A 24,163-nucleotide genomic window follows, 5' to 3' on the forward strand; every position below is an offset into this window, starting at 1 on the left:
TATTCTGTACCGGAAAAACGCAGTTACGGTTTAAAGCCAGGCAGACAGGCCGCACCGGTCCGTTCACCCTGATCACCGCGGCTGCGTTTTTTCATTTTATACAAAAATCCGACTAACAAGATAAACAAAAATCCAGTGTTAAAACACGTCAAAACGTAAATTTTTCAATACAGCACTTGTCTATTATCTATTTTTAGAGTATAATAGTAACAAGGAGATGATAACATGAATGGACCAAGCGATGCTACAATGAGGTTCTCAGTAAATGAAGACAAAGAAAAAGCTCTGAAGAAAGACCTCACTATCATCTATGATGCGCTCAAGGAAAAGGGATATAATCCGGTAAACCAGATCGTAGGTTATATTCTTTCCGAAGATCCTACATACATCACAACATATCAGAATGCAAGGAACATCATAAGACATATAGACCGTGATGAACTGCTTCAGATACTCGTAAGATCATATATTCAGAACTGATATAAAACATGGTTTCACGCCATGTTTTATTTTTTTAAACAAAAATCCGTTACGCATGATTCAGCTCATACGTAACGGATTTTTACTTATCCGGCAGCCGGAGCGCCTGGATCATTTTTAATAAAGTCTATAACGTCGTCAACGGTCGTGAAGCAGAGGCCAGTACAAGTATCGGCACATCCGTAGTAGATGGCTATACGGCCTGTGGCTGCGTCTACGATGTTAGCACACGGGAAAGTAACATTAGGCACGTCGCCGACGCACTCATAAAGCTTCTGAGGACTTATGAGATACTGCCGCGGACGCTTAATGACCTTCCACGGCTCATCCCTGTCAAGAAGAGCTGCTGAAAAGCTGTAGACAAATCCGTTGCACGAAGTAAGCACTCCGTGGTAGAACACGAGCCAGCCCTCTGAAGTCTCTACAGGCACAGGACCTGCACCCGTCTTGGTACTCTGCCATCCTTTTACCGGCGCCATAACGTGCCTGTGGCGTCCCCAGAAGGTCATGTCCGGACTTTCGCTGTAGAATATGTCTCCGAAAGGCGTATGCCCGTCGTCTGACGGACGTGAAAGCATTGCATAGTTTCCGCTAATTTTTCTCGGAAAAAGCACTCCGTTCCTGTTGAACGGCAGGAATGCGTTTTCCATCTGATGAAATGTCTTAAAGTCCTTTGTCCAGGCAATACCGATAGTCGGCTTGAATTTATATCCGTTGCACCATGTAAGATACCAGCGGTCTTCAATAAATACAACTCTCGGATCATATCCGTAACAGAACTCAGCTATTTCAGGATCATCCGATTCAAACACGATCCTTTCACTGCAGATGTCCCAGTGTATTCCGTCCTCTGAAAAACCGGCATGAAGCTCCATGTCCCTCGCCCTGTTATCAACACGGAACACCCCTGCAAATCCGCCCTCAAACGGCACAGCCGCACTGTTGAACACACTGTTTGAGCAGGGAATGATATCCCTTTCGATTATCGGATTGGCATCAAACCTCCAGACGGTGTCAATGCATCCGGCCGGTCTGTCCTGCCACGGTATGTTTTTTACTTCCTTTTCGCCGAATATCTGATACTTCATTCCCCGTACCGCCTTTCATAGCTGTCAGTTACTGAAGATCACTCCCATTCGTCTTCGTAGTACCCGTCATCGTCGTCATAATCGTCGTAGTACTCTTCATCATCGTCCTCATCATCGTCGTAATCGCCGTCATCTTCCTCAGGTACCGTCGTTACTGCCTCGGTCACTGTCACAGTAACCGCCGCCGGAGCTGTTGTCACAGGAACAGATGTTACAGGAGTTTCCTCTTTGAAAACTGACTTGTTTTTGTATTTGTCGAGGGTGATCGTCCTGTTTGAATTGTACATTTTCACAAGATCTTCCCGCGTATTGTACTTTTCCGAAAGATCACCGTTCTTGTCAAGAAGATAGTCGCCGTACCAGAGGCCGAAGAAAGACCATACTGCACGGTCACGGAAGGTAAGCTCCATATCCGGCAGTGTACCGCATTCACTGAGCGCTATAAGTTTCTGACCGCCTGTGAGCGAATAGATCCACTGATACTGCTTGTAGTAGCTTGTATTGTCTGTATTGTCGCTGTAAAGATCGACAGAAGCAATGTCAAAAGCGGCATTTCCGACGAAATAGTCCGTTCCCTGGGCACTCCATATCCAGATGAGGTTATCGAGTCTGTGGTATTCCGTCTGTCTTCTGTAAAGAAGATTCCAGAGCCACTTGTAGGAATCCGCACCGGCACTTCCCCACCAGAACCAGTCTCCGCTTGCTTCGTGAAGAGGTCTCCAGAGCACCGGAATATGCTTGTCCTTAAGACGTGCAAGCTGTGCCGATACATTGTCAATATCGTGTATCAGCAGAACAGTTTCGGCTGTCAGTGAGCCTTCCTGATAAAGCTCGTCTATCTTTTCAGGTGAAAGCAGTGCCACATCAATGTCAGTGACCGCAAGTGCCAGATCAAAGTCAGTCTTTTCGGAATAGAATTCATTCTCGTAAAGAGGAGCCTTCCAGTGCCAGATATATCCGACAATACCGCCCTTTTCAGCCCACTTTACAGCAGACTGAACGTCATCCTCCTCAGGCGGCACCGGCTTTGCAGCATTTACTGAATACGGGCTCATGTCGCCGAATCTGATTGCAGGGTAATTTAAAGTGTTTTCATATATTTTTTCAAGTTCAATATCACGCCAGTCAGAAACATACTGGCCTGTAAGTATTCTTTTACCGAAATTGGACGTCAGATACTTCATCAGTTCCTTTGCTTCTGCAGATGCATTCGGATTGATAAGCGATGGAGAAATGTCCGTCCTTGAAGAGTAGATTGACTGGTTATTCCTTATTCTCAGATAGTCAAGATCGATACCGCCCTCTATCTCGTGAACGGTAAGGGTGGTCTCTCCCGGTTCGAAAAAGACGCCGTAATAGGTCTTTACAACGAAACGTCCGACCGTTTCTTCAGTACACTCAAAATCAAATAGCTGCTCTCCGTTTAAGCATACCTCATTTCTTACGATGTCATCTGATGCAAAGCACACAGAAATATCGTAGTGCTGGGCTGCCGGAATGTCAAACCTGAAAAACAGGGAGTTTCCCGCATCCACGTCAAAGTCTGTAAGATAGCCGCTGCCTGAATATCCGGGTCTGTAGTCGGCCTCGGTAAGACACCAGTTCCCCTCTGTTTCCTCAGCTTCAATGGTCTGATCATAAGCTGTCGGGTCAATGGTCTCAGCATTGAGAACATACTCTGACACAGTTTCACGGGGTTCTTCGGTTATTTCGGTTTCCGCAGGCCCGGTAACGATCTCGTCCGGATTTGTGTCACCGTCAACAGTTTTTTTGTTAACTGAAAAGTCCTGCAGGAAATTAAGAATAAGTACAGCAGCAGCTATGAAAGCCACAAACAGAGCAAGAAACAGCACAAGTACTTTTCCGGTGACCTTTTTTTCAGCCGTAACGCTTGCAAAGATCGTTTTTATTTTTCCTTCTGTCTTTTTTTTACTCAAAACATTCCTCTTCCTTCTGAATTAATTGTACCATATAATTAACTTACATGTCAATATAATTTAATGTAATTTCCTTAATATTTAAGATTTAATTTAAGTGATTTAAGAAAGTGCTGAAACGCACACACTTTATAGTATATTATTTTTATGACTTTTTTGCAAGTCAAAATTGAAATCGCACCGGTTTTACGCTATAATTATAATGAATGCCAGAATATTTTTTTACGTTCGGAGGATTTAACCATGCAGAAAATGCTCGGATATATGAGAAAGGCTATACAGGAATACCGCATGCTCTCAGACGGCGACAGCGTGGCTGCAGGCATATCGGGAGGCAAGGACAGTCTTGTTATGCTCCTGGGTCTTAAGCTGCTCACACGCTTCATAGGCATCGATTACAGCGTACATGCTCTCGCAATCGATCCTGTATTCGGCGGAAAAGAAACTGACTACACCGCCATCCGCTCGCTGTGTGACGAATATGAAATTCCATTTACCGTGATTCCGACTCACATAGCTGAAATAGTATTCGATATACGCCGTGAACCTAATCCGTGCAGTCTGTGTTCCCGCATGAGGCGCGGAGCGCTGCTTGAAGCCACAAGAGAGATCGGATGCAGCAAGCTTGCTCTTGGCCACAACAGGGACGACGCTGTTGAGACCTTCTTCATGAATCTTTTCAACGAAGGACGCATAGACTGCTTCTCCCCCGTTTCCTATATGTCTCATCACGACGTTACCGTGATCAGGCCGCTTATAAATGCTCCGGAGCGCGAAGTAGCCGGAACCGCCCGAAAACTTGAACTTCCCGTTTTAAAGTCAGCTTGTCCTGAGGACGGTCACACAAACCGCGAAACGGTCAGACAGTTCATTCTTGAAAAGGAACGCGAAGACCGCAGATTTCAGGATAAGATAACCGGCGCCCTCAGACGTGCAGGGATCAGCAGATGGTAATCAGTCTCTGTCAGTATTTATCCGGTCTTCCGCATAACACAAAAGCAGCATATCAGAAACTGCGCTAAAATAGCGTATTCTGCTATGCTGCTGTTTTTTCGTAATACCGACCATGGAATCCGCCTGACTTCATAAATGAAGCTTCAGCCCTGATCCGGTACCCCTGCTGTGATCAGCAGGCGGAGTCAGTCTTACTTTTATTATTTGAAGAATGTTTCCCAGAAAGAATTATTTTCTATCTTGCTTCCTGTCAGAAGAGCTCTGAGAATATATGTAGCGTCTGTCTGCTTGAATGACTTGCCGCTTTCGGAACCGTCAACGTCTGCTGACGCATTTGCAAGTTCGAAGATCTTATCCTTTGATTCGTTCTTAAGATCTTCACGGATGCTGCCCTTTATCAGATCATAAAGAACTCCGGCTTTGTCATTTGAAAGTGAGCTTTCAAGCAGATATCTCAGCATGAATGTCGCATCGATCTGTGATACCTTGCCGTCAAGATTGAAGTCACCCTTCAGAATATCTGACTTGGCAGCTTCACCAACTGTAACAGTGGCTTTTGCTGACGAGTAGATCTTTTCACCTTCGCCGTTGTCAATAAGAAGTATCTTGTTATCGACCTTCCTGCCGTAGATAGATGCTATCGAAACGTCGTATGCACCTTCAGCATTTTCAGGTACATTTACAGTAACGGTAATGAATCCGTCATTTTTTCCGAACTTTGAAGAATCGATTCCTTCTATTGCATAATAGTCACCGGTCTTTGATTTGAAATCAGTTTTAGTTTCTATTGCAGCTGCTTTTAAAGCATCCATCTTGTGGACTCCAGGAGTATTGTCATTTTTTCTTAACTCTGCTACAGTGAATCCGTCCGGAAGATCAATTCCTAAAATCGCATAATCAAAAGCCTCTGTCTTTGAATCAAAATCCTTCAGATTAACTTTTAACTCAACCTGCTTTGTTCCCTTTGCTGCAGTTACAGCAGGAGCATCGATATCTATTGAAGCGCCCTCAGGAAGCTTCAGAGGGTTTGTCAGGCTTGAATAATCAATTTCCGGTGACGGAGTTGATGATGCCGGCGTTTCTGTAGGCTTGTCTGTAGGTGTCACCGTCGGGTTTACCGTCGGTTTATCAGTAGGTGTCACTGTCGGCTTGTCAGTTGGTGTATCAGTCGGTGTTACTGTCGGCTTGTCAGTTGGTGTATCAGTCGGTGTTACTGTCGGCTTGTCAGTTGGTGTATCAGTTGGTGTTACTGTCGGCTTATCAGTTGGTGTCACTGTCGGATCAGTTCCTTTTAATGTAATAGAACCGCTCTTTAAGGATACGTTCTGATTGATATCTGTCTTATCCCATGGTATAAACTTGGTCTTTTCAGAAAGTGAAACCTTATAGGACTTTCCTGTTTCCGGCTTTTCAGGCAGTGCAAAAAGAAGTGTAAAAAGTTCACCTGTTTCAGTTACATTGGACTTATCCTTAAGCGTTATAATTATTCTTTTATAATCTCCGCTGACAGCTACAGGATTGTCTTCGATAGTTTCAAAATTTGAAACTGTAGGCTTGCCGTCCTTCTGATAATTCTTGCATCCTATAAATGTAAGAGCTTCATCAAATTCAAGTCTGATCTGGCCAAGATAAAAGCCGCTGTTCTTATCGATGTTTACCTTGACTTCAGCAATATAGTTACCCTCAAGTGACGCAGCCTTTTCTACCGGCACATCGTCCCTGTATAATTCATTCTTCTGGTAGTAAGCAAGTGTCTTAAGTGATGCAATGTCATAGCTTTCATCTGAAACAGATGCTGAATAACCGTATGATGCAGCATCATCGGCATAAACTTCAGAAGATGTGAAAACATCTGCAGCAGGTAAAAATACTGCTGATGCAGAAGCGATCATAGTAAAAGCTGTTATGGCAGCTGCTGTTTTTCTGAATAATTTCATTTATAATCCTCCTTGACCATAAAAAAATAATAATTTAATGTTAATATCATATCACAATTCGTGCAATTAGTCAAATCTATTTAAAAGCAGCTGTGAACAGGCTGAACCGTAAGGCACTCTCATATTTTCAGGAGACTGCCGGAATATCCTCAGGAACACGAAAAGACGGCGCTGAAACTGCACCGTCTTTATGATTATCTTCAAAAATTCTGTTACTTCCAGAACGCGATAAGACTTTCTAGGTCATAGGCTACTTCAGGGAAAACATAATAGTACTCCTGATATCTGAAAGCCTGGTTGATAATCTGGATCCCTTCAACATATATGGTCCACACAAGCGAAACACACACAAAACATGAAACAAGCTTTTTAATTGTCTGGTTCTTTGTTGTGCATAAAATAAGGAACATGAGTATATACGCACCCAGAATAACTTCAAGTGAAAAGTCGCCCATATATCTAACCGCATATCCGCTTTCCCACACTGAAGCAATGATAATGACCGGAGCAGCAAGACAAGGTATAACGATCTTCGCGAGTGTTAATATTTTTTCACTTCGGGTCGGATAGCATCTCATCGCCCTTCTTGAAAATATGTAGAACCATGTAAGCGGAACAAGCACGAAAAGTCCCGATGTATTAAGCGTGTTGAGCACATCCACATAAAAATAACCTGTTTTGTGCAGGTGCTGAAAACTTGTCTTTACGAACGGATATTCCGTAAGGAAAGCAGGCGGATTCAGAAGATAGTTATAAATCGCCACGAATGAAAACTTTGTATGGAACTCTGACCGTGTAAAGTCATTTATCGTAAGCGAATACTGAATACCAAAATCAAAAGGCGATTCAAATCTTGCGTAGTTATATGCCATCTGGGCGATACCGAGCACTATCATAGGAACAAAAGCGCACAGTATATATTTTACTGATGAAGCATTGAAAAGCCTGTCTGACTTTGATTTTTTTCCGGCTGCAAAAGGAACTGCAAGAACCATAAGCAAGGCTGCGCATATACAGTAAACAGCAAGCGTCGGACGGCACAGTACTGCAATGGCAAAGAAAAGAGATGCAAGAGCAGTTTTTCTGTATGATATCTTTTCACGGAAAAGTAGCCCGGATTCAAAGAGAAAATATATGCCCCAGGAAATAAATGCAAGTCCGGCGGCTATAGCTATTTCATAGAAATCAGGACGTCCGATGCTGTACCAGATACCGCTTGAAAGCTGAAGAATAAAAAGGCAACCGATAACAACTCCGGCAGGAAGGTCTGAAAAACGCTTTCTCACAAGAGAAATATAAAGCATTGTTATTCCTGCGAATGCAATAAAAGCAAATACGAGAATTCCGAGCTCATCCGGACAGTAGTATCCGGTTATAAGATTATAGGGCAGGAAGAGAAGAATTACAGGGGCAATACCGTAATATGAATAATAATGTCCCTTGTAAAGAACGTGATCCCACGCATAGGATCCGCCGGCTTCACTTCTCTGGTTTTCATCGTAAGGGTTGTCTATTTCAGTCAGAAACTCTTCTACATCACGGTCAAGATAAACCTGCCCCTTCTTAAAGGCTTCTACAAGTTCCTCGGTGACCTGATTACCGGATTCCAGATGAAACTGCTTTTCCCAGGTGCTGTCTGTCATATGATAATCGACCATTATAAAAGAAGCAGCTATAAATCCGGCTGTAATAAAAAGTGCAGCAGTATGGCAGAGATATTTTCTTTCAGAATACTTTTCCGACAGAACTCCTCCGCAGGTAAGACTGTAGATAAACAGTGAAACCAGCACAATTATAATAAAACGAAGATACTGTATATTAAACGGGATAGGTTTGTTGAAAACGATTCTGCTGAGCGAAACATGTTTGCCCTCGTTAAACTTCAGATGCACCCTGATCTGACTTACTTTACCGGAAAGATCACACTGAAGATAATGAGATCCTGCTCTGTCACGTATTATCGAGCTTTTGACGATTTCATCACGAAATTCCATGGACTGTGTCTCGTCTTTTGTATCGAGAGAAAGTTCAACATGCTGTATTTTATCATCATAAAAACTCAGATCTGCAAAGACCGTACAGACCGGTATGTTTATATCCGAGATGATTCCGGAAAACTCTTCATCTTTTTCAATAAAAACAGCTCCGTCTTCAAGTGTACCGTTTTCGCGCAGTTCAAAATCAGAACAGAGCACCTCCTTAACAGGATGATAACCCACCCATGTTCGGTATGACGGAATATTAAAAAGTGTTATCTCGAGAACTGACGCAACTGCGATCACTTTTAAAAGGAAACGCTTTTCCTTAGCGTATCTGCTCATGTCCAGATATGAAACAAAGCAAGTCAGAGCGCACGAAAAAAGCCATGAAAAACCATGCATCTGCAAACTGACCCGGATCAAATATTTTCATAAATCCCAGAACGGAAAAAACAATAAGTCCGAGTGAAAGCAAAAGCGGAAGATATTTTTTTAAACGGCTCGTACTGTCAGAATCTGCGTTTTTAAGAGAAAGATAATAAACTGCGGCAGACAGTACTGCACTAATAATAAATAAAACTATGTTCATACATTACCTCTTCAGATTTTTATCAGGCATTGTATATTATACAGTATTATTCCAGTTACGTCAAGACAAAAAAGAAGCTCTGCAAAAATTTGCAGAGCTTCAGAATATGCTTTCTGAAAATTCAGATTACTTCTTGAGTGATTCAACGTAAGCGTCAAATGAACCGGCTGCTTCAGCCTTCTTAACGCTCTTGTCAAGGAGATATCTGAGGATGAATGTAGCATCAGCTGGATTTACCTTTGTATCTTCATTTGAGTCAACTGCATACTGTACAGCTGCTGTAAGCTTTTCGATACCTACTGTATCAACTGTAGCTGCTACTTCATCATTGTTTGTTAAAGTCTTGTCCTGTTCCCAGAGAGAAGGTAAGAGTGTCTTCTTGTTCATGTCAAGTTCAAGAGCTTCTCTGAGGATATATGTAGCGTCAACCTGTTCGATCTTGTTGCTGAGGTTTGTATCACCCTTAAGAACATAGATGATATCTGAAGATTCGATTTTTGCAGGTGCGATTGCTGTATATGTTGAATTTACGCCTTCGAAGAACTTAGGTACAACCTGGAAAGACTGACCTGAAACAGCGTCTTCAGGAAGTTCAATTGTAAGTTCTGCAACTACTTCGTTGTCAAACTTAGTATCAACGAGCTTGTCGCCCTGCGGTACAGGAGCGTATAAGATACCGTTTTTGTCATCTGAGATAACAAACTTGTCATTCTTTAATTCAATGCTCTTGATCTTAGCGCCGTTTGTAACACGGAATCTTGTGTTAACTGCTGCGTAAGAACCATTGAGTGTAACAGGAACCTTGATCTCACTCTTTGTTGTTGTGTTAACTGAACCAAGTGTGAATGAAGAGCCTTCTGTTGCATTCTGAGCAGAGATAAAGAGTACTGCTGTAGCATCAGCATTTTCTGCGTCTGTTGCAGCAACATCATTGATCTTAGCACTGTTAACTTTCAGAAGGAAAGATGTATTTTCAGGTATTGCTGAAGCAGCGTTACCACTCTTGTCGAAAATTTTAACTGTTACGTTAAGTAAAGTCTGTCCCTTCTTAACGTCAGCTGAACCAGTAACTGTAACTGTGTTGTCCTTAACAGAAGCTGTAAGGCCATCAACCTTAGCCTCAACGCTGTCTACTACTGCCTTATATGTACCGCCGAACTGCATCTCAGGGCTGAGCTTTAATTCAGCAGATGTAAGAGTAGTGCTCTTTGATAATGATACAGGAACTGTAAATGTTGTAATTCCCTTGATAATTGACTGATCCTTTACAACAAAGCTTGCTGCTGAAGCAGCTGCTGTATCTTCTGCTGCAGAGCAGATCATAGCAGGAACAGAGAGCATAGATAAAGTCATAGCTGCAGTTGTAGCTACTGAAATTACTTTTTTCATATTAATCCTCTTTTCTAACAAAATTTTTCATCGCGTTTTCTTCGCTTAAATAAATTATAATTAAATCCTCCTGTCACCAGGAGGATTTAATATTCAAAAGTAAGTTTATAGAAAAACTAAACTTAAATTAGTCGTTCTTCTTCTTCTTGAGAGCGATTGCTGCACCAGCTGCTGCTACCATTGTAACTGCAAGTGCTGCTACACCATTGCTGCTGCTGCCTGTTGCAGGTGAGCTTGGAGCCTTAGAAACTGAAACTGTTGTGCCTTCAGTTGCTGCAGGTGTTGTTGTTGTAGCTTCTGTTGTTGTTTCTGTTGTTGTTTCTGCTGTTGTAACAATTGTAGTAGCTTCAGTTGTTGCTTCTGTTGTTGTAGCTTCTGTTGTTACTATTGTTGTTACAGGAGCTGTTGTTTCTACGCCTGTTACAAACTTGATACCCTTTGTTGTGTAAGGCATGCTGTTTGCACTGTCAACGTGTGTGTTGATAAGGTTAAATTCATAATCCTTTGTATCAGCCCAGTCCATGATGTATTCACCTGGAGTATCAGGGAGCTTGATTGTGTATGTAGCGATTACAAAATCGTCTTCATCAACTTCCTGTTCTTCAGCATATGACTGGTTGATCTGTACGAATTCATCATTGTTAGCCTTGTTTACTTCTCTTGAAACTTTAGAGAGTGTAACGCCGCCAAGAGTGTGTCTGAACTGAATTGTATCGTACTTAGCACCCTTTGAGTTTAAAATAGCAACCTGAACTGCTACTTCATCACCCGGCTTAGCTTCATATGTGTTGTAGTCAGTTGCAGCTGTCTTTGTAAGACCTGCAGCTTCGAGTTCGAGTTCCGGCTTTTCAGCAGATGCTGAAACGCTTACTGCTGTACCAACAGCCATTAATGACATTGCTGATACGAGAGCTACTGTTTTCTTAAAAACATTCTTCATAACAATTTAATTCCTTTCAATATATTCCTAAAAATTCATTTTGACATTTTAACTCCTGGAATACGGAGCTTGATGAACTATATGCTCACCCGCGTATGTCACACGCTATATAGCTGACACTCACACAGACCCCAGTAAACTGAGATCTGTGATGAATGTTTAACTATCATAAAAGATTACTTGATTACGCCAACGCTCTTCCAGATTTCCTCTGAAATTCTCTTCTTGTCAGTTGTATTTGAGAAGTCTCTTTCGAGGATAGCACGGAGAATGAATGTAGCGTCAACCTGCTTGCCTTCGCCGTCCATATCTGTATCTCCAAGGAACTTAGCAAACTCAACTGTATATTTACCAAGCTCTTCCTTGGCAGCAGCTCTGTCAGCGAGAACTGTGTCTTCAATAATTGATTTCTTTTCAACCTGAGTTGAAAGCTGTTCTCTGAGGATAAATGTAGCATCAGTCTGAACTACACTGTGGCTCAGGTCAAAGTCACCGAGAAGACCGATCATAACCGGCATATCGATAACATTGCTTTCTGACTTTAACGCATTGATGAATGCCTGAGCTAATTCGGCATCCTTTGCCTTTCCGTCAGCACCCTTTATATCTTCAGGCTTGAGGTTATCAATTGTGAACTTAACAGGAACATTATATTTGAACTTAGTTCCGTCATATACTTTACCAGGATTTGTTTCTTCAGCTGTTGGTAAAATAACGTTGTTCTTGTCAACTTTGAAATCAAATTCTTCCTTAGCTGTCTTGCCGTCCTTACCAGTAACATCTACGCTGAGTTTTACTGTAGCGCCGAAATCTTCAGCTAACTTGTCAAACTGCTTTTCATGTTCATAGTAGAATTCAGGCTTGTAATCTTCAGGGAAGATCTGTACAGCGATATCTCCAAGAACAGCTTTTCTGACATCATTGTTGATATTTACTTCAATTGCATGTTCAGCTGTTGTAACAACCGGTGTTGTTTCTGACACTACTGGTGATGTAACAACCGGTGTTGTTTCTGATACTACTGGTGATGTAGCAACCGGTGTTGTTTCTGATACTACTGGTGATGTAGCAACCGGTGTTGTTTCTGATACTACTGGTGATGTAGCAACCGGTGTTGTTTCTGATACTACTGGTGATGTAACAACTGGTGTTGTTTCTGATACTGTTGTATCTGCCGGTGTTGGTAATGAATTAAGTATTACTGCACCGTTTGTAAGAGTATGCTTTACATCCTCATTTGCAGCATTTACTACATCGACATCACCTTTGAATACTACAGGATATTCAGTTTCTGTTTTTACTTCAGGAAGTTCTACAGTAAGAATAAAGAGCTTTATGCCTTCTTCACCAAACTTATAGTCAGTTACCCCGCCCTTGTATTCACCATTCCAAATTGCCATGCTGCCAGTTTCACTCGGCATAAAGTCACCCGGAACTGCTGCAGCCTTTATTCCTGTTATCTTTGCACCCTTCTGTGCTTCGAAATTTGCAACGAGAGCAGCTGCGCTTCCGTTCTTAGCATATACAGGAACATCAACTGTCTTGACATCAGCGTCAACCTTTACTGTATCAATTGTGAATTCAAGATCCTTATCATTTTTTTCCGGGGCATTTCCTACAATGAGGTCAACCGCTGGAAGCTTTACAGGACTGATCGCAATCTTGTCACCTGTTGATGTATCTTCGCTCTTCATTTTGAGAGTGAACTTATCGCCATCCTTGGCATCAGCCGGAATCGCTACATTAATAGTATAGAGATGTGTCTCTTCTTTAAAATCGATACCATTGAACTGACCCTTGGCTGTCCAGGTTGCTATCAGATTTGTATTTTCGCCGCCATCAACTTCACCGAACTTGCCATCTTCAAAACTCTTGATCTCAGCCTTTTCTGTAAGATCGTAGTTGAATACTATAGCACCTATTGAATATGATGGTGACTTGATTTCAAGTCCTACTTTAACATCATCGCCGGCCTTAACATAAATGGCTTCGGCTTCTTTCCACTTTCCGTCCGCATTTTCAGCAAACTTAAGTGTGTAGTCATCAGCAGCCACTGATCCAAATGCGATCTTCTCTGTAAGATCAGACTTGTCATCAAATGAATAACCGTCTGTCTGTGCAGCATCTGAAGGATCGATAGATTTAACTGTGAGTGTATAAGTTGAGTCTTCCTTTGCATCGTCAGGAATAGCGATCTCAACATTTGTAATTACAGTGTCCTTAAGCTCTGGAGCTTTGATTCCACCGTTGTTTGCCCATATAAAACTTCTTGCGCTTGACGCAACTTCGTTTGGTGTAACTGAAGCTAATTCTTCACTGAAACCTGTGATAACCGGATCAGCAGCACCTGCTTTATCAGCCTTTACTTCAACCTTAACTGTCATTGCAAGAAGATCCGTTGAAGTTACTTTTACAGGAATGCTTACCTTTTTAGTTCCTACCGGCACCTTAGTTGTTCCGGCATAAACCGCATCACCGACATTCATTACCGGTTTTGCTTCAGCTGCTGATACTATTGCTACAGTATTATATCCTATAGCCTGTGAAGCAGCTCCACCAAATACAGAAGCAGTCATCATTAAAGAAGTTACTAAAGATAAACCTCTTTTCATGAAAATATCCTTTCTGTAGCGGATCCTCTGATCAGGACCCGATCACTGTACATACATCAGCACTGCAGTCCGCTAAAGGGGGCAGTCACTGATAAGAAATGCAATCCAAGTGCCGGAGAATATCCGGTACTTGGAATGCCTTATAATTATGATTTAATTACTTCTTGATCGGTAACTTATCATCTGTATAATCCTTGTAACCGAGGATATACTTCTTGAGTGCGTCGAAGTCGCTTACATCAAGGATGTCATCAGACTTAAGATCTGTATTGCCGTCCTTCTGATCCATGTTACCATTTACAATGCCCTGCGCTGTGAGCTTAGCATCCTTAGGGCTTACTAAGAACTGCATCATAGCAACGAGGTCCTTAGCTGAAACTGCTCCGTCGTCATTTACGTCGCCCCAGAGTGGCTTAAGTTCAGTATTATTTGGATCTGTATCTGTAACAACAGTGATCTGACCCTGCTGTTCAACTGCAGATGTATATGTAACATCCTTAGTACCATCAGCGTAGCCAAATGTCATTGTCTTGATTCCTTCACGAGGAATAGCAACCATTTCTACTGGAATCTTGTCGCCTTCCTTAGCATCCTTGGAAACAGTACCTGTTACAGTAACAATAGAACCAGTATCTTTTGCCCAGTATTTGTCAGAATCAAGTCCTGTGCACCAGAGAACTGCAATTACGTTCTTGCCGTCAACTTCAGCTGTGTTGTAGTCGAAGCAGTCGTACTTGCCCTTGTTTACCATTGTAACTTCTTCTCCGATCTTCGGAGCTTTTTCTAATTCAGCTGCTGTAGCGCCTGTGTTCTTGAGAACAGCACCCTCTGCAACCTTAACGTCAGTGATCTGCTTAGGATCGTACTTGATAGCAAATTCACATCCTGAGAAACCTGTTCCGTCAAACTTGTCGAGGTTAAAGTTGAGTTCGAAAGAAGCACCAGCGGCTTTTTCGATCTGATCTCCCTTGATAATCACCTGTTCTCCAGCAGCGTTAACGAATGTTGCTGCTGATGCAGCTGTCATTGCAAGAGCACATACAGCTGAAATAAATCTTTTAGCCTTCATTTTTTCCCTCCATTTAAATTTTTATATAATCAAAAGAACGTCCGTTCCCTCAATATATAATATATTTTAATATTACCTTAGTAATATCATATCCCTTTTATGAGGATCAGAGCTTGTCGATTACCTTAGAAACGAACTGCTTGATTCTTGCAAGGTCTGTAAGAGCTACATCGCCGTCGCCGTCAACGTCTGCGTTGATTTTGCTGTCGCCTGTAAGCGGCTTCTTGTCAACGAGTGAGATAGCAAGTGTTGTGATATCTGTGATATCTACCTTACCGTCGCAGTCAACGTCACCGAGGAGCTTAGCGCCAGGAGCTGTTGTCTCAGTTGGCTTTGTTGTAGGTGATGGTTCTGTAGTAGTCTTAGGACCGATTGAAACTGTACCAGCCTTAGCTGTACCGTTTACTACTGCAAGACCTTCAACTGCGATGTCGATGCCTTCAGCATCCTTTCTTACACCCTTTGTGATATCAACCTTAGCTTCGCCGTCCTTTAAAGCCTTGCAGTTAAGTGTAAGGAGAACACCGTCGCTCTTGATCCACTTTGAGCTGTCTGATACAGAACCTGTAGCCCAGAGAACTGAAACAGCACCGTTGTTGATATTAGTAGCAAGGTTTGAAGAGAAGCCTTCAACCTGCTTGTCGTTTGTCTTTGAAACAGCACCTTCTGTAACGCCTGTTACTTCCATGAGTGATGTATCGTACTTGATAGCGAAATCAAGACCAGCGATACCTGATGAAGGTACACCAGCGAGTGAGATATCTACTGTAAATTCCTTGCCTGATTCAACAGCCTTTGATTCTGCGCCGATTGTGATCGCGTCTGCTGCAGAAACTGAAGCTACTGTGCTGAATAATGATGCTGTACATGCTGTTGCGATTAAGCAAGCTGCTGCTTTATTGAATTTCATAATAAAATTCCTCCTAAGTAAAATTTAATCTTCTTTTCAAACTTTCAAACTTTCGCATACAAAAAACATAAATATAATTCAACCATTCGTGAATACGATTCACGGTAAATTTTGTATTACAGAAAAAGCTCGTAATACGGCAAACAAATAACATAAATATTCTATTTTCATATAGATTTATTATATTTTATGTTGGGTTAGAAGTCAAGACTATCAAAAACTTTTTGTAAATTATTATAAATCATTTTTATCAAAATTGTTTATAATAATGAAACCCATAAATCAAAGACTAATTTTACTCCTGTTCACTATACAATTCAATTATATTTCAATTGCCCTCAAAAGTCAATACGTTTACTGAATATTTAGCGGTAGTTAGTAACGTATTTACCCGCGTTTTTAAAGATCGTTTTGTACGTATTCAACAACTCTATGATTTTTTTTTGAATACCAGCAGTTTGCTGAGTACATAATTGCTGATAAGTATAATAACGTTGGCGATCAGTTTGAATATCATCTCGTTGAGGCCGCGGGCATCGCCGAAAGCTGAAAACGGGGTTTTACTGTAGTCAAGTGATCCGAGATTCATGAGCTTTATAAATGTTCCGCTGAAACGGTCAGCACAGAGATACATTATAGCTACCTCCATGAAGTAGGTCGCTATTCTGGCTCCGTAGAACCTTGCAGCTTCAGCAGCTATACCTGACTTACTGTGTTCCTCACTTCTGAAAACGAATTTTCTGTTTGTAACATATGCAAATGTCACTGCGCATATCCATGATATGCTCGTACTTGCTATGACGCTTGTTCCAAGGAAGCGGGATGCCAGAAACTGTGTTACAAATGACACGGCTGTAGTCAGCACACCAAATATAATATAAAGTATAATATCCTCATATTTTCTGTAAATTTTTTTTATCATCGCTCTTTTCCTTTCCGTTTTCACTCTATAAATAATATCACATTCGTCGTATTTTTCAATCGTTTATCAGAAATTTCGTCATTATACATATTTATAGTGCAGCTTTTCATTTTTACTTCGTCTATTTATCCCTGCATTTTTACTGCGAAACTATTGAACATATTAATTTATTATGATATTATTGTAATGTATATTCTTTTCAGAGAGGTAAATATGATAAACATCATTCTAATAATCGTTCTTGTTGCCTTTTCGGCCACATTTTCCGGCTGTGAGACTGCTTTTTCGACCGTTAACCGGATGCGTCTGCGCAACAAGGCATCTCAGGGAAATGCAAGGGCAAAAAAGGCGCTTGCTATAGCAGAATCATTTGACGACTCGCTTACCGCCATTCTTATAGGCAACAACATTGTGAACATCGCTTCAGCTTCGATCAGTACAGTACTTTTTACTGATCTCTTCGGAACCAAAGGCGTCGGTATTGCTACTGTAGTCATGACAGTCGTTGTCCTCATTTTCGGTGAGATCCTTCCCAAGACATACGCCAAGGAGAATTCAGAAAAATGTTCACTTTTCTTTGCAGGGTTTCTTTCAGCCCTCATCATTATCCTGAAACCAGTCGTATGGATATTCACTACAATAAATAGTTTTGTTTCAAAGCTCTATTCAAACCCGGACAAATCTCCTTCAGTTACTGAGGATGAATTACACATTATTATAGATGAAATTGAAGAAGAAGGGGTTCTTGAGGAATCTGAAAGCGAACTTGTAAAAAGTGCTCTGGACTTTGACGAAAAGGTAGTAAGTGAGATACTCACACCACGAGTTAAAGTTGTGGGCGTTGAGATCAATACTCCTGTGGATGAGATCAAACAGGTATTTCTTACTGAAATGTATTCAAGACTTCCTGTTTATGAAAAGACGATGGATAACATAACAGGTATCATTACTCAGAAAGATTTTTTCAAAATGATATTTGAGGGAAAAAATGATATTCAGCGTATCATTCAGGATGTAGTATTTATTTCCGAATTCAAACCGATAAACGATGCGCTACATGAAATGCAGCGGTCCAAGACTCACATGTCCGTAATAATTGACCAGTACGGCGGAACAAAGGGTATTGTTACCATGGAGGACATTATTGAGGAACTTGTAGGTGAAATCTACGATGAAAACGACGAAGTTATCTCGCCGATGACCAGAACAGACGAAAACACGTTTGATATATCCGGTGAACTCCCCGTCAGCGAAATGCTCGAAACACTGGAATATCCGGAAGATTACATCCGCACCAATGCTACTACAGTCAGCGGATGGATAATGGAACTTACCGGTCATATCCCGAAGGAAGGCGAGCTCATACAGAGCGACTGCTTTGAGATAAAAATCATGGAAATGAACGAAAACAAAATTGTCAAGCTTCAGTTAAAGATCGTAAAACCGGAAATAACGGAGGAAGAAACACCTGAAGAATAAAATACAGCGAACGTAAAAATCTCATACGTTCGCTGTATTTTTTTATATGAAACAAAGCAAACCGGAAGTCCTGACTTTCACTTTGTTTTTAAATTTTTTCAATAGACATTGTCGCCACTGCATTAAGGCTTACATCTGCTGTGATGCCTGCTAGATAATTGTAGTAGCCCTGACAGGCTATCATGGCACCGTTATCGCCGCAAAGTGACAGAGGAGGCATGAAAAGTTCAAACCCGTTCTTTTCACATGCAGCTGAAAGCGTGCTTCTGACACCTGAGTTTGCAGAAACACCACCCGCAAGAACTATCTTTTTATAGCCAAGATCCTTTGCTGCTAAAATAGTTTTAGTAACCAGTATTTCAGAAATAGTCTTCTGAACAGATGCTGCCATGTCGTTTCTGTTTATTTCCGTACCCTTCTGTGAAGCATTGTGGAACATATTGATAACAGCTGTTTTAAGACCTGAAAAACTGAAGTCATATTCGCTTCCTGCAACTCTCGGAACCGGAAGCTTATATGCTTCAGGGTCACCAAGTGCCGATGCCTTGTCGATGTGAACGCCTCCCGGATACGGGAAGCCGAGTGCTCTTGCACATTTGTCAAAACATTCTCCGGCCGCGTCATCTCTTGTTTTTCCTACGACACGGAAAACCGTGCGGTCAAGAACTTCAATAATGTGGCTGTGTCCACCGCTCGCTACAAGGCAAAGGTAAGGCGGTTCCAGTTCAGGATGAGCTATATAGTTGGACGCTATGTGTCCGGCAATGTGGTGGACCGGTATAAGAGGCTTTCCCGATGCCATTGCAAGGCCCTTGGCAAAGCTTACACCTACCAGAAGCGCTCCTATAAGACCAGGAGCATATGTTACCGCAATTCCGTCCATGTCATCAAGAGTCTTTCCCGCTCTGTCCAGCGCTTCGCGTACTACGCCAAGTATATTTTCGCTGTGTCTTCTTGAAGCTATTTCAGGCACTACACCGCCGTATTTCTTATGTTCCTCGATCTGGGTCGATACCACGGATGAAAGGATGGACGTTCCGTTTTCCGAAACACTGGCCGCAGTTTCATCGCATGAGCTTTCAATACCCAATATAAACATCTGTAATCAAACCTTTCGTTTAGTCATAAGCAGTGCATCCTCTGTCGGACACCTGTAGAAATTTTTTCTTCTGCCTAATACAGTATACCCGAATTTTTCATACATTTCAATAGCGTATTTATTACTTTCACGCACTTCGAGATTGAATATGGTTACATCAGGCGATAGAAGTTCCTCTATGCAGCCAAGAAGATATGTACCGAGCCCTCTTCCGCGGAATTCCGGCGCAACTGCTATTCTGTTTATATTGCACTCATCAAGTACGTATGAAACAGCGGCATAGGCTGCAATTTCTTCAGTATCCCTGAGAACAGCCACCGTGACGATCTCCATTTTGCTGTCCACACTTGAAATGAATGCTTTTTCACTCCAGTAATCAGAAAAGATACTCCGGTCAAGTTCAGCAAGTCTGATAACGTCTTTCAGAACAGCCATTCTTACCGTAACATCATCCCTTTGCATCATACCACGTCCTGCCTTTGTTTACATCTGCGATAAGCGGTACCTTAAGATCCGCTGCACCTGTCATTTCCTCGGAAAGGATCTTTGCCGCACGTTCAGCATCTGCCTCTGATACTTCAACTATAAGTTCATCATGTACCTGAAGTATAAGGTCAGCGTCAAGGCCTTCTTCACGAAGCCTTTTATAAACTCTTACCATTGCGATCTTGATTATGTCAGCCGCAGAGCCCTGTACCGGGGTGTTCATTGCGATGCGCTTACCGGCAGCCTGTACCATTTTATTTGAAGCACGAAGTTCAGGAACAGCTCTTCTTCTGCCGAACATTGTATAGACATATCCTGTTTCCTGCGCAGTTTCCACTGTCTGATCCATAAATGTTCCTACAGCAGCATATTTTTTGAGATAGTTCCTGATATACCGGTCCGCTTCAGCAACTGTAACGCCGATATCCTTTGAAAGAGAGAACGCTCCTATTCCGTATATTATGCCGAAGTTAACCGCCTTGGCAGCGCTTCTCATCGCGCTGGTGACCATGACAGGCGGCATGTCAAACACCTGGGATGCGGTCATGGTATGTATATCCGTACCGTCCCTGAAAGCCTGCTGCATGTTTTCGTCGCCGCACATATGGGCGAGAATACGGAGTTCGATCTGACTGTAGTCGGCATCGAGCAGAACTCTGCCCTCACCGGAAGTGAAAAATTTTCTCATCTGACTCCCAAGTTCCGTTCTTACAGGAATGTTCTGCATGTTCGGTTCTGTGGAAGAAATACGTCCTGTTCTGGTTTCAGTCTGTTTAAATACACTGTGGATCCTGCCGTCTTTCCCTACAGTCTTAAGAAGGCCCTCGACATATGTCGAATTGAGCTTGGTAAGCTGTCTGTATTTCAGGATCAGTTCGATCACCGGATGTTTGTCGCGAAGCTCCTCAAGCACCTCTGCATTGGTCGAGTATCCGCTTTTTGTCTTTTTCTTAGCCGGCAGCCCGAGATCTTCAAAAAGGATCTCACCAAGCTGCTTGGGTGAAGAAATGTTGAACTCTCTGCCGCACATTTTCCAGATCTGATCACGGTAATCGTCGATTTCCTTTGAAAGCATCACACCGAATTCCCTAACACCTTCAGTATCCGTTCTTACGCCCACTGTTTCCATGGATGCAAGGACTTCAGTAAGGGGCTGTTCAATATTGCAGAGAAGATCATCCATCTTATTCTCTTTTATTAGTTTTTCCAGTACGCCGCAGAGAGATGAAAGCCTGATCACATCTGCACACTCCAGCAGATTCTCCGGTACATCAGGCACTCCGTAGGACGCACACAGATTGCCGAGGTCATAGTCAGAAGCTATGGAATCAAGCAGGTAAGCCGCTATCTCGGCGTCAAATACAATATTCTTCAGTGATGAGCCTGCGGCAAATGCATGACAGTAAACAGATTTTGCCGAAAACGTCCTTTTCTTTACGTCCGAAGCTAAAAACTCAAGTATGAGTTTTTCGTTTTCACATACATATGCCATGTCACCGCATACTATTTTCAGTTTTCCGGAATCCTTGTCAAAAAGAAAATCAGCTGTTTCAGATGCTGAAACTGATTTAAGGATCTTGTCATCAAGTTCTGAAATACTCTTTACAGCAGGCAGTTCAGTCGTTTCCGTTTCGGCGGCATCACTGTTATCTACCGCTGAAGGAGATATATGAAGCCTTTCCAGAAGTTTGAACATTTCAAGATCTGTAAGCAGTCTGCTGACGGCTTTTTCATCTGTTTCACCCGTTCTGTAGCTGTCCGTCGAGTTGTCAACCGGGGCGTTTTTAACTATAGTTGCAAGCCATTTACTGGTATCAGCAGCTTCACGGCCAGTAATCAGCTTGTTTCTGACCGATTTTGTCAATTCCGCCTCGTCAATCGAGTTGTACAACGCTTCAACTGTTTTATACTGAGTTATAAGCGAAGTTGCAGTTTTTTCGCCTATACCCGGAACACCGGAAATGTTATCGGAACTGTCACCCATAAGTGCCTTCAGATCAATAAGATGTATCGGCTCAAATCCGTACTTTTCAATAAACAGAGCCTCATCAAATTCAATCGTTTCCTTATTGGTCACAAGTCTTACGTGAACCTTGTCATTTATAAGCTGCAGACTGTCACGGTCGCCGGTAAGTATGACGCATTCATTGCCTGAGGATGAAAAGATCTCAGACACTGTTCCAAGGATATCATCGGCTTCAAAGCCTTCACATTCAACAATCTTTATGCCCAGCCCCTTAAGCAGTTCCTTCACAAGAGGAAGCTGGGAAGCTAACTCGGCAGGCATTCCTTTTCTGTTGGCTTTATAGGTATCCACCTTCTTATGTCTGAAGGTCGGTGCCTTGAGATCAAATGCAACCATCGTGCAATCAGGTTTCACAACCTCTTTTTCTTTCAGATAGATGTTCATGAAACCTGTAATAGCATTCGTAAAGATACCTTTCTTGTTTGACAGAAGCTTAATACCGTAGAAAGCACGGTTTAATATGCTGTTACCGTCTATGGCAAGTATTTTCAAAAATCTTCCTCCTTTAAACCGGTTGGTAATCAAATCTGATTCGTAATCGCTTGCTTGCAACCATTTTCAACCTGACCTCTTTAAGAAATCTATTACTATTATAGCAGATTTTCATGAAAAAGACTATCAGAATTTTAAAAAATAAAAAAACACTTTGAAAATCAGAAAAATTATGATAAAATAATTGAGGCAAAAAACTGAGAAAAAATGAATTTCCGGAAAGGAAAAAATCCGAATAAAAAAAGTATAAAGCAAAGAAAAACTCAAAAAAGGTAAAAACAAAAACGTAGAAAACGCAGAAAAAAGCAAAAGAAAAAACGAAGAAAAACTCAAAAAAAGGTAAAAACAAAAACGTAGAAAACGCAGAAAAAAGCAAAAGCAAAAACGAAGAAATACACAGAAAAAAATAAAAACAAAAAACGAAGAAAAACACAGAAAAAAAGTAAAAAGAAAAAACGGAGAAAAACACAGAAAAAAGTATAAACAAAAAACGAAGAAAACACAGAAAAAAGTATAAACAAAAAACGAAGAAAGCACAGAAAAAAGTAAAAGCAAAAACGAAGAAATACACAGAAAAAAATAAAAACAAAAGCGAGGAAATACACAGAGAAAATTAAAACAAAAACGAAGAAAAATTCAGAATAAAGCAAAAACGGAGAAAACTTATAACGAAACAGCGGTATAAGTATTACTCCAAAACAAGTAAGCAAGAAGAACCAGCATAAAAACTGAATAAAAAAATACAGATAAAAAGGTGAAAAGAATGGAATACATTAAAATAGGCAGTGTAGAAATAAAAAAGACCGCTGTACTTGCACCGATGGCAAGCGTAGCGGACAGAGCTTACAGGATACTGAACCGGGAGTTCGGAGCCTCGTATACAGTAAGCGAGCTTATTTCCTCAAAAGGACTGTGCTACAGTGACAGAAAAACCGAGGAACTTTGTAAAATAACAGAAAAAGAAAGGCCATGTGCCCTTCAGCTTTTCGGAAACGAACCTGAATTCATGGCAAAGGCCGTAAAAATAATAGAAAAATACGAGCCGGATATAATAGATATAAACATGGGCTGTCCTGTTCCGAAGGTGGCCGGAAACGGTTCCGGAGCCGCACTTATGAAGGATACTGCTCTTTCTGCAGAAATAGTACGGGCTGTAAAAGCAGAATCAAAGTTTCCTGTTACAGTAAAAATCAGAAAAGGCTGGGATGAAGATCACGTGAACGCTGTGGAATTTGCCGCTGCCATGGAAAAAGCCGGTGCTGACGCTGTTACAGTCCACGGAAGAACAAAAAATCAGATGTACTCAGGTAAATCAGATATGAACATCATAAAAGAAGTGAAAAAGGCAGTATCCATCCCTGTGATCGGCAACGGCGACATCGCTTCCCTTGACGACGCCCTCCGTATGTATGACTTCACCGGCTGTGATCTTGTTATGATAGGTCGTGCAACCTACGGAAATCCATGGATCTTTAAGGAGATCGACTCATACTTTGAAGGAAAGCCTTTCACCCCTCCTGATCTTGAAGCAAGGCTTGAAACAATGCTTTATCACCTGCGGCTTGCCATGTCTGACAAACCTGAACATATCGCTATTCAGGAGGCAAGAAAGCACTTTGCATGGTATCTTACCGGAATGTACGGTGCAGCCTCATTCCGTGCACGATGCTACAGTCTTTCAAGCTATGAAGACGCAGTAAAACTAACTGAAGATTTCAGAAAACTTCAGCTTGATCATCAATAATACAGCTGCCGGCACAAAAATAAACCAGCGA

18 protein-coding genes are annotated in these 24,163 nt (G+C 41.8%); 4 read left to right on the forward strand and 14 right to left on the reverse strand.

The annotated features are described in order from the left end of the window. Positions 1-225 precede the first annotated feature (225 nt). Positions 226-480: an IreB family regulatory phosphoprotein gene (locus CC97_RS11385; RefSeq protein WP_044975068.1), complete on the forward strand. Its 255-nt coding sequence runs from the start codon at positions 226-228 to the stop codon at positions 478-480. A gap of 86 nt (positions 481-566) precedes the next feature. Here the strand turns inward: CC97_RS11385 and CC97_RS11390 are convergent, their stop codons facing one another. Beyond that, positions 567-1,568 (reverse strand): glycoside hydrolase family 130 protein, encoded by a 1,002-nt coding sequence (locus CC97_RS11390; protein WP_044975069.1) that lies wholly within the window; start codon positions 1,566-1,568, stop codon positions 567-569. A 38-nt stretch (positions 1,569-1,606) separates the two neighbouring features. Continuing rightward, positions 1,607-3,505, reverse strand: coding sequence for a glycosyl hydrolase (locus CC97_RS11395; RefSeq protein ID WP_049962859.1), 1,899 nt, complete (start codon positions 3,503-3,505; stop codon positions 1,607-1,609). Positions 3,506-3,748: 243 nt separating this feature from the next. Here CC97_RS11395 and CC97_RS11400 point away from each other — a divergent pair, with 243 nt between their 5' ends. Further along, positions 3,749-4,459, forward strand: coding sequence for a tRNA 2-thiocytidine biosynthesis TtcA family protein (locus tag CC97_RS11400; protein ID WP_044975070.1), 711 nt, complete (start codon positions 3,749-3,751; stop codon positions 4,457-4,459). Positions 4,460-4,659: 200 nt separating this feature from the next. Here the strand turns inward: CC97_RS11400 and CC97_RS21055 are convergent, their stop codons facing one another. From CC97_RS21055 to CC97_RS11445, 9 genes are all read right to left on the reverse strand, one after another. Continuing rightward, on the reverse strand, positions 4,660-6,396 hold the full coding sequence (locus tag CC97_RS21055; protein WP_044975071.1) for a hypothetical protein: 1,737 nt from the start codon (positions 6,394-6,396) through the stop codon (positions 4,660-4,662). Positions 6,397-6,608: 212 nt separating this feature from the next. Further along, positions 6,609-8,717, reverse strand: a complete 2,109-nt coding sequence (locus CC97_RS11410) for a hypothetical protein (protein WP_156036894.1) — start codon at positions 8,715-8,717, stop codon at positions 6,609-6,611. After that, a complete protein-coding gene (locus CC97_RS11415) occupies positions 8,701-8,964 on the reverse strand; it encodes a hypothetical protein (protein WP_044975072.1) in 264 nt (87 codons plus the stop codon). The genes CC97_RS11410 and CC97_RS11415 overlap by 17 nt, the downstream gene beginning before the upstream one ends. A gap of 126 nt (positions 8,965-9,090) precedes the next feature. Continuing rightward, a complete protein-coding gene (locus CC97_RS11420; RefSeq protein ID WP_044975073.1) occupies positions 9,091-10,353 on the reverse strand; it encodes a hypothetical protein in 1,263 nt (420 codons plus the stop codon). 127 nt (positions 10,354-10,480) lie between these two features. Continuing rightward, positions 10,481-11,293, reverse strand: coding sequence for an LPXTG cell wall anchor domain-containing protein (locus tag CC97_RS11425; protein ID WP_044975074.1), 813 nt, complete (start codon positions 11,291-11,293; stop codon positions 10,481-10,483). A gap of 176 nt (positions 11,294-11,469) precedes the next feature. Continuing rightward, positions 11,470-13,905, reverse strand: coding sequence for a hypothetical protein (locus CC97_RS11430; protein ID WP_156036895.1), 2,436 nt, complete (start codon positions 13,903-13,905; stop codon positions 11,470-11,472). Between the two features lie 157 nt (positions 13,906-14,062). After that, the gene (locus CC97_RS11435) at positions 14,063-14,974 is read right to left on the reverse strand and encodes a cohesin domain-containing protein (RefSeq protein ID WP_044975076.1); all 912 of its coding nucleotides are present in this window, start codon (positions 14,972-14,974) and stop codon (positions 14,063-14,065) included. Positions 14,975-15,080: 106 nt separating this feature from the next. After that, entirely contained in the window at positions 15,081-15,884 is an 804-nt protein-coding gene (locus CC97_RS11440; RefSeq protein ID WP_044975077.1) for a cohesin domain-containing protein, read from the reverse strand. Between the two features lie 430 nt (positions 15,885-16,314). Next, on the reverse strand, positions 16,315-16,806 hold the full coding sequence (locus CC97_RS11445) for a GtrA family protein (RefSeq protein ID WP_044975078.1): 492 nt from the start codon (positions 16,804-16,806) through the stop codon (positions 16,315-16,317). A 213-nt stretch (positions 16,807-17,019) separates the two neighbouring features. Between CC97_RS11445 and CC97_RS11450 the strand changes: the two genes are divergently transcribed. Then, positions 17,020-18,285 carry a hemolysin family protein gene (locus tag CC97_RS11450; protein ID WP_049963046.1) on the forward strand — a complete coding sequence of 422 codons (1,266 nt, stop codon included), beginning with the start codon at positions 17,020-17,022 and terminating at the stop codon, positions 18,283-18,285. A gap of 88 nt (positions 18,286-18,373) precedes the next feature. On the opposite strand, the gene tsaD is transcribed toward CC97_RS11450, so the two are convergent. From tsaD to polA, 3 genes are read right to left on the reverse strand one after another with little or no spacing between them, the layout of a single operon-like run. Then, complete coding sequence (gene tsaD, locus CC97_RS11455) at positions 18,374-19,384, reverse strand: tRNA (adenosine(37)-N6)-threonylcarbamoyltransferase complex transferase subunit TsaD (RefSeq protein ID WP_044975080.1); 1,011 nt, start codon at positions 19,382-19,384, stop codon at positions 18,374-18,376. Between the two features lie 6 nt (positions 19,385-19,390). Then, the gene (gene rimI / locus CC97_RS20215; RefSeq protein WP_044975081.1) at positions 19,391-19,849 is read right to left on the reverse strand and encodes a ribosomal protein S18-alanine N-acetyltransferase; all 459 of its coding nucleotides are present in this window, start codon (positions 19,847-19,849) and stop codon (positions 19,391-19,393) included. Continuing rightward, the gene (polA, locus tag CC97_RS11465; RefSeq protein ID WP_044975082.1) at positions 19,833-22,388 is read right to left on the reverse strand and encodes a DNA polymerase I; all 2,556 of its coding nucleotides are present in this window, start codon (positions 22,386-22,388) and stop codon (positions 19,833-19,835) included. Before polA ends, rimI begins: the two co-directional genes overlap by 17 nt. 763 nt (positions 22,389-23,151) lie before the next feature. Between polA and dusB the strand changes: the two genes are divergently transcribed. Next, positions 23,152-24,132 (forward strand): tRNA dihydrouridine synthase DusB, encoded by a 981-nt coding sequence (dusB, locus tag CC97_RS11470; RefSeq protein ID WP_044975083.1) that lies wholly within the window; start codon positions 23,152-23,154, stop codon positions 24,130-24,132. The last annotated feature ends 31 nt before the right edge of the window (positions 24,133-24,163 follow it).

It is taken from the genome of Ruminococcus sp. HUN007 (assembly GCF_000712055.1).
GTDB lineage: Bacteria > Bacillota > Clostridia > Oscillospirales > Ruminococcaceae > HUN007.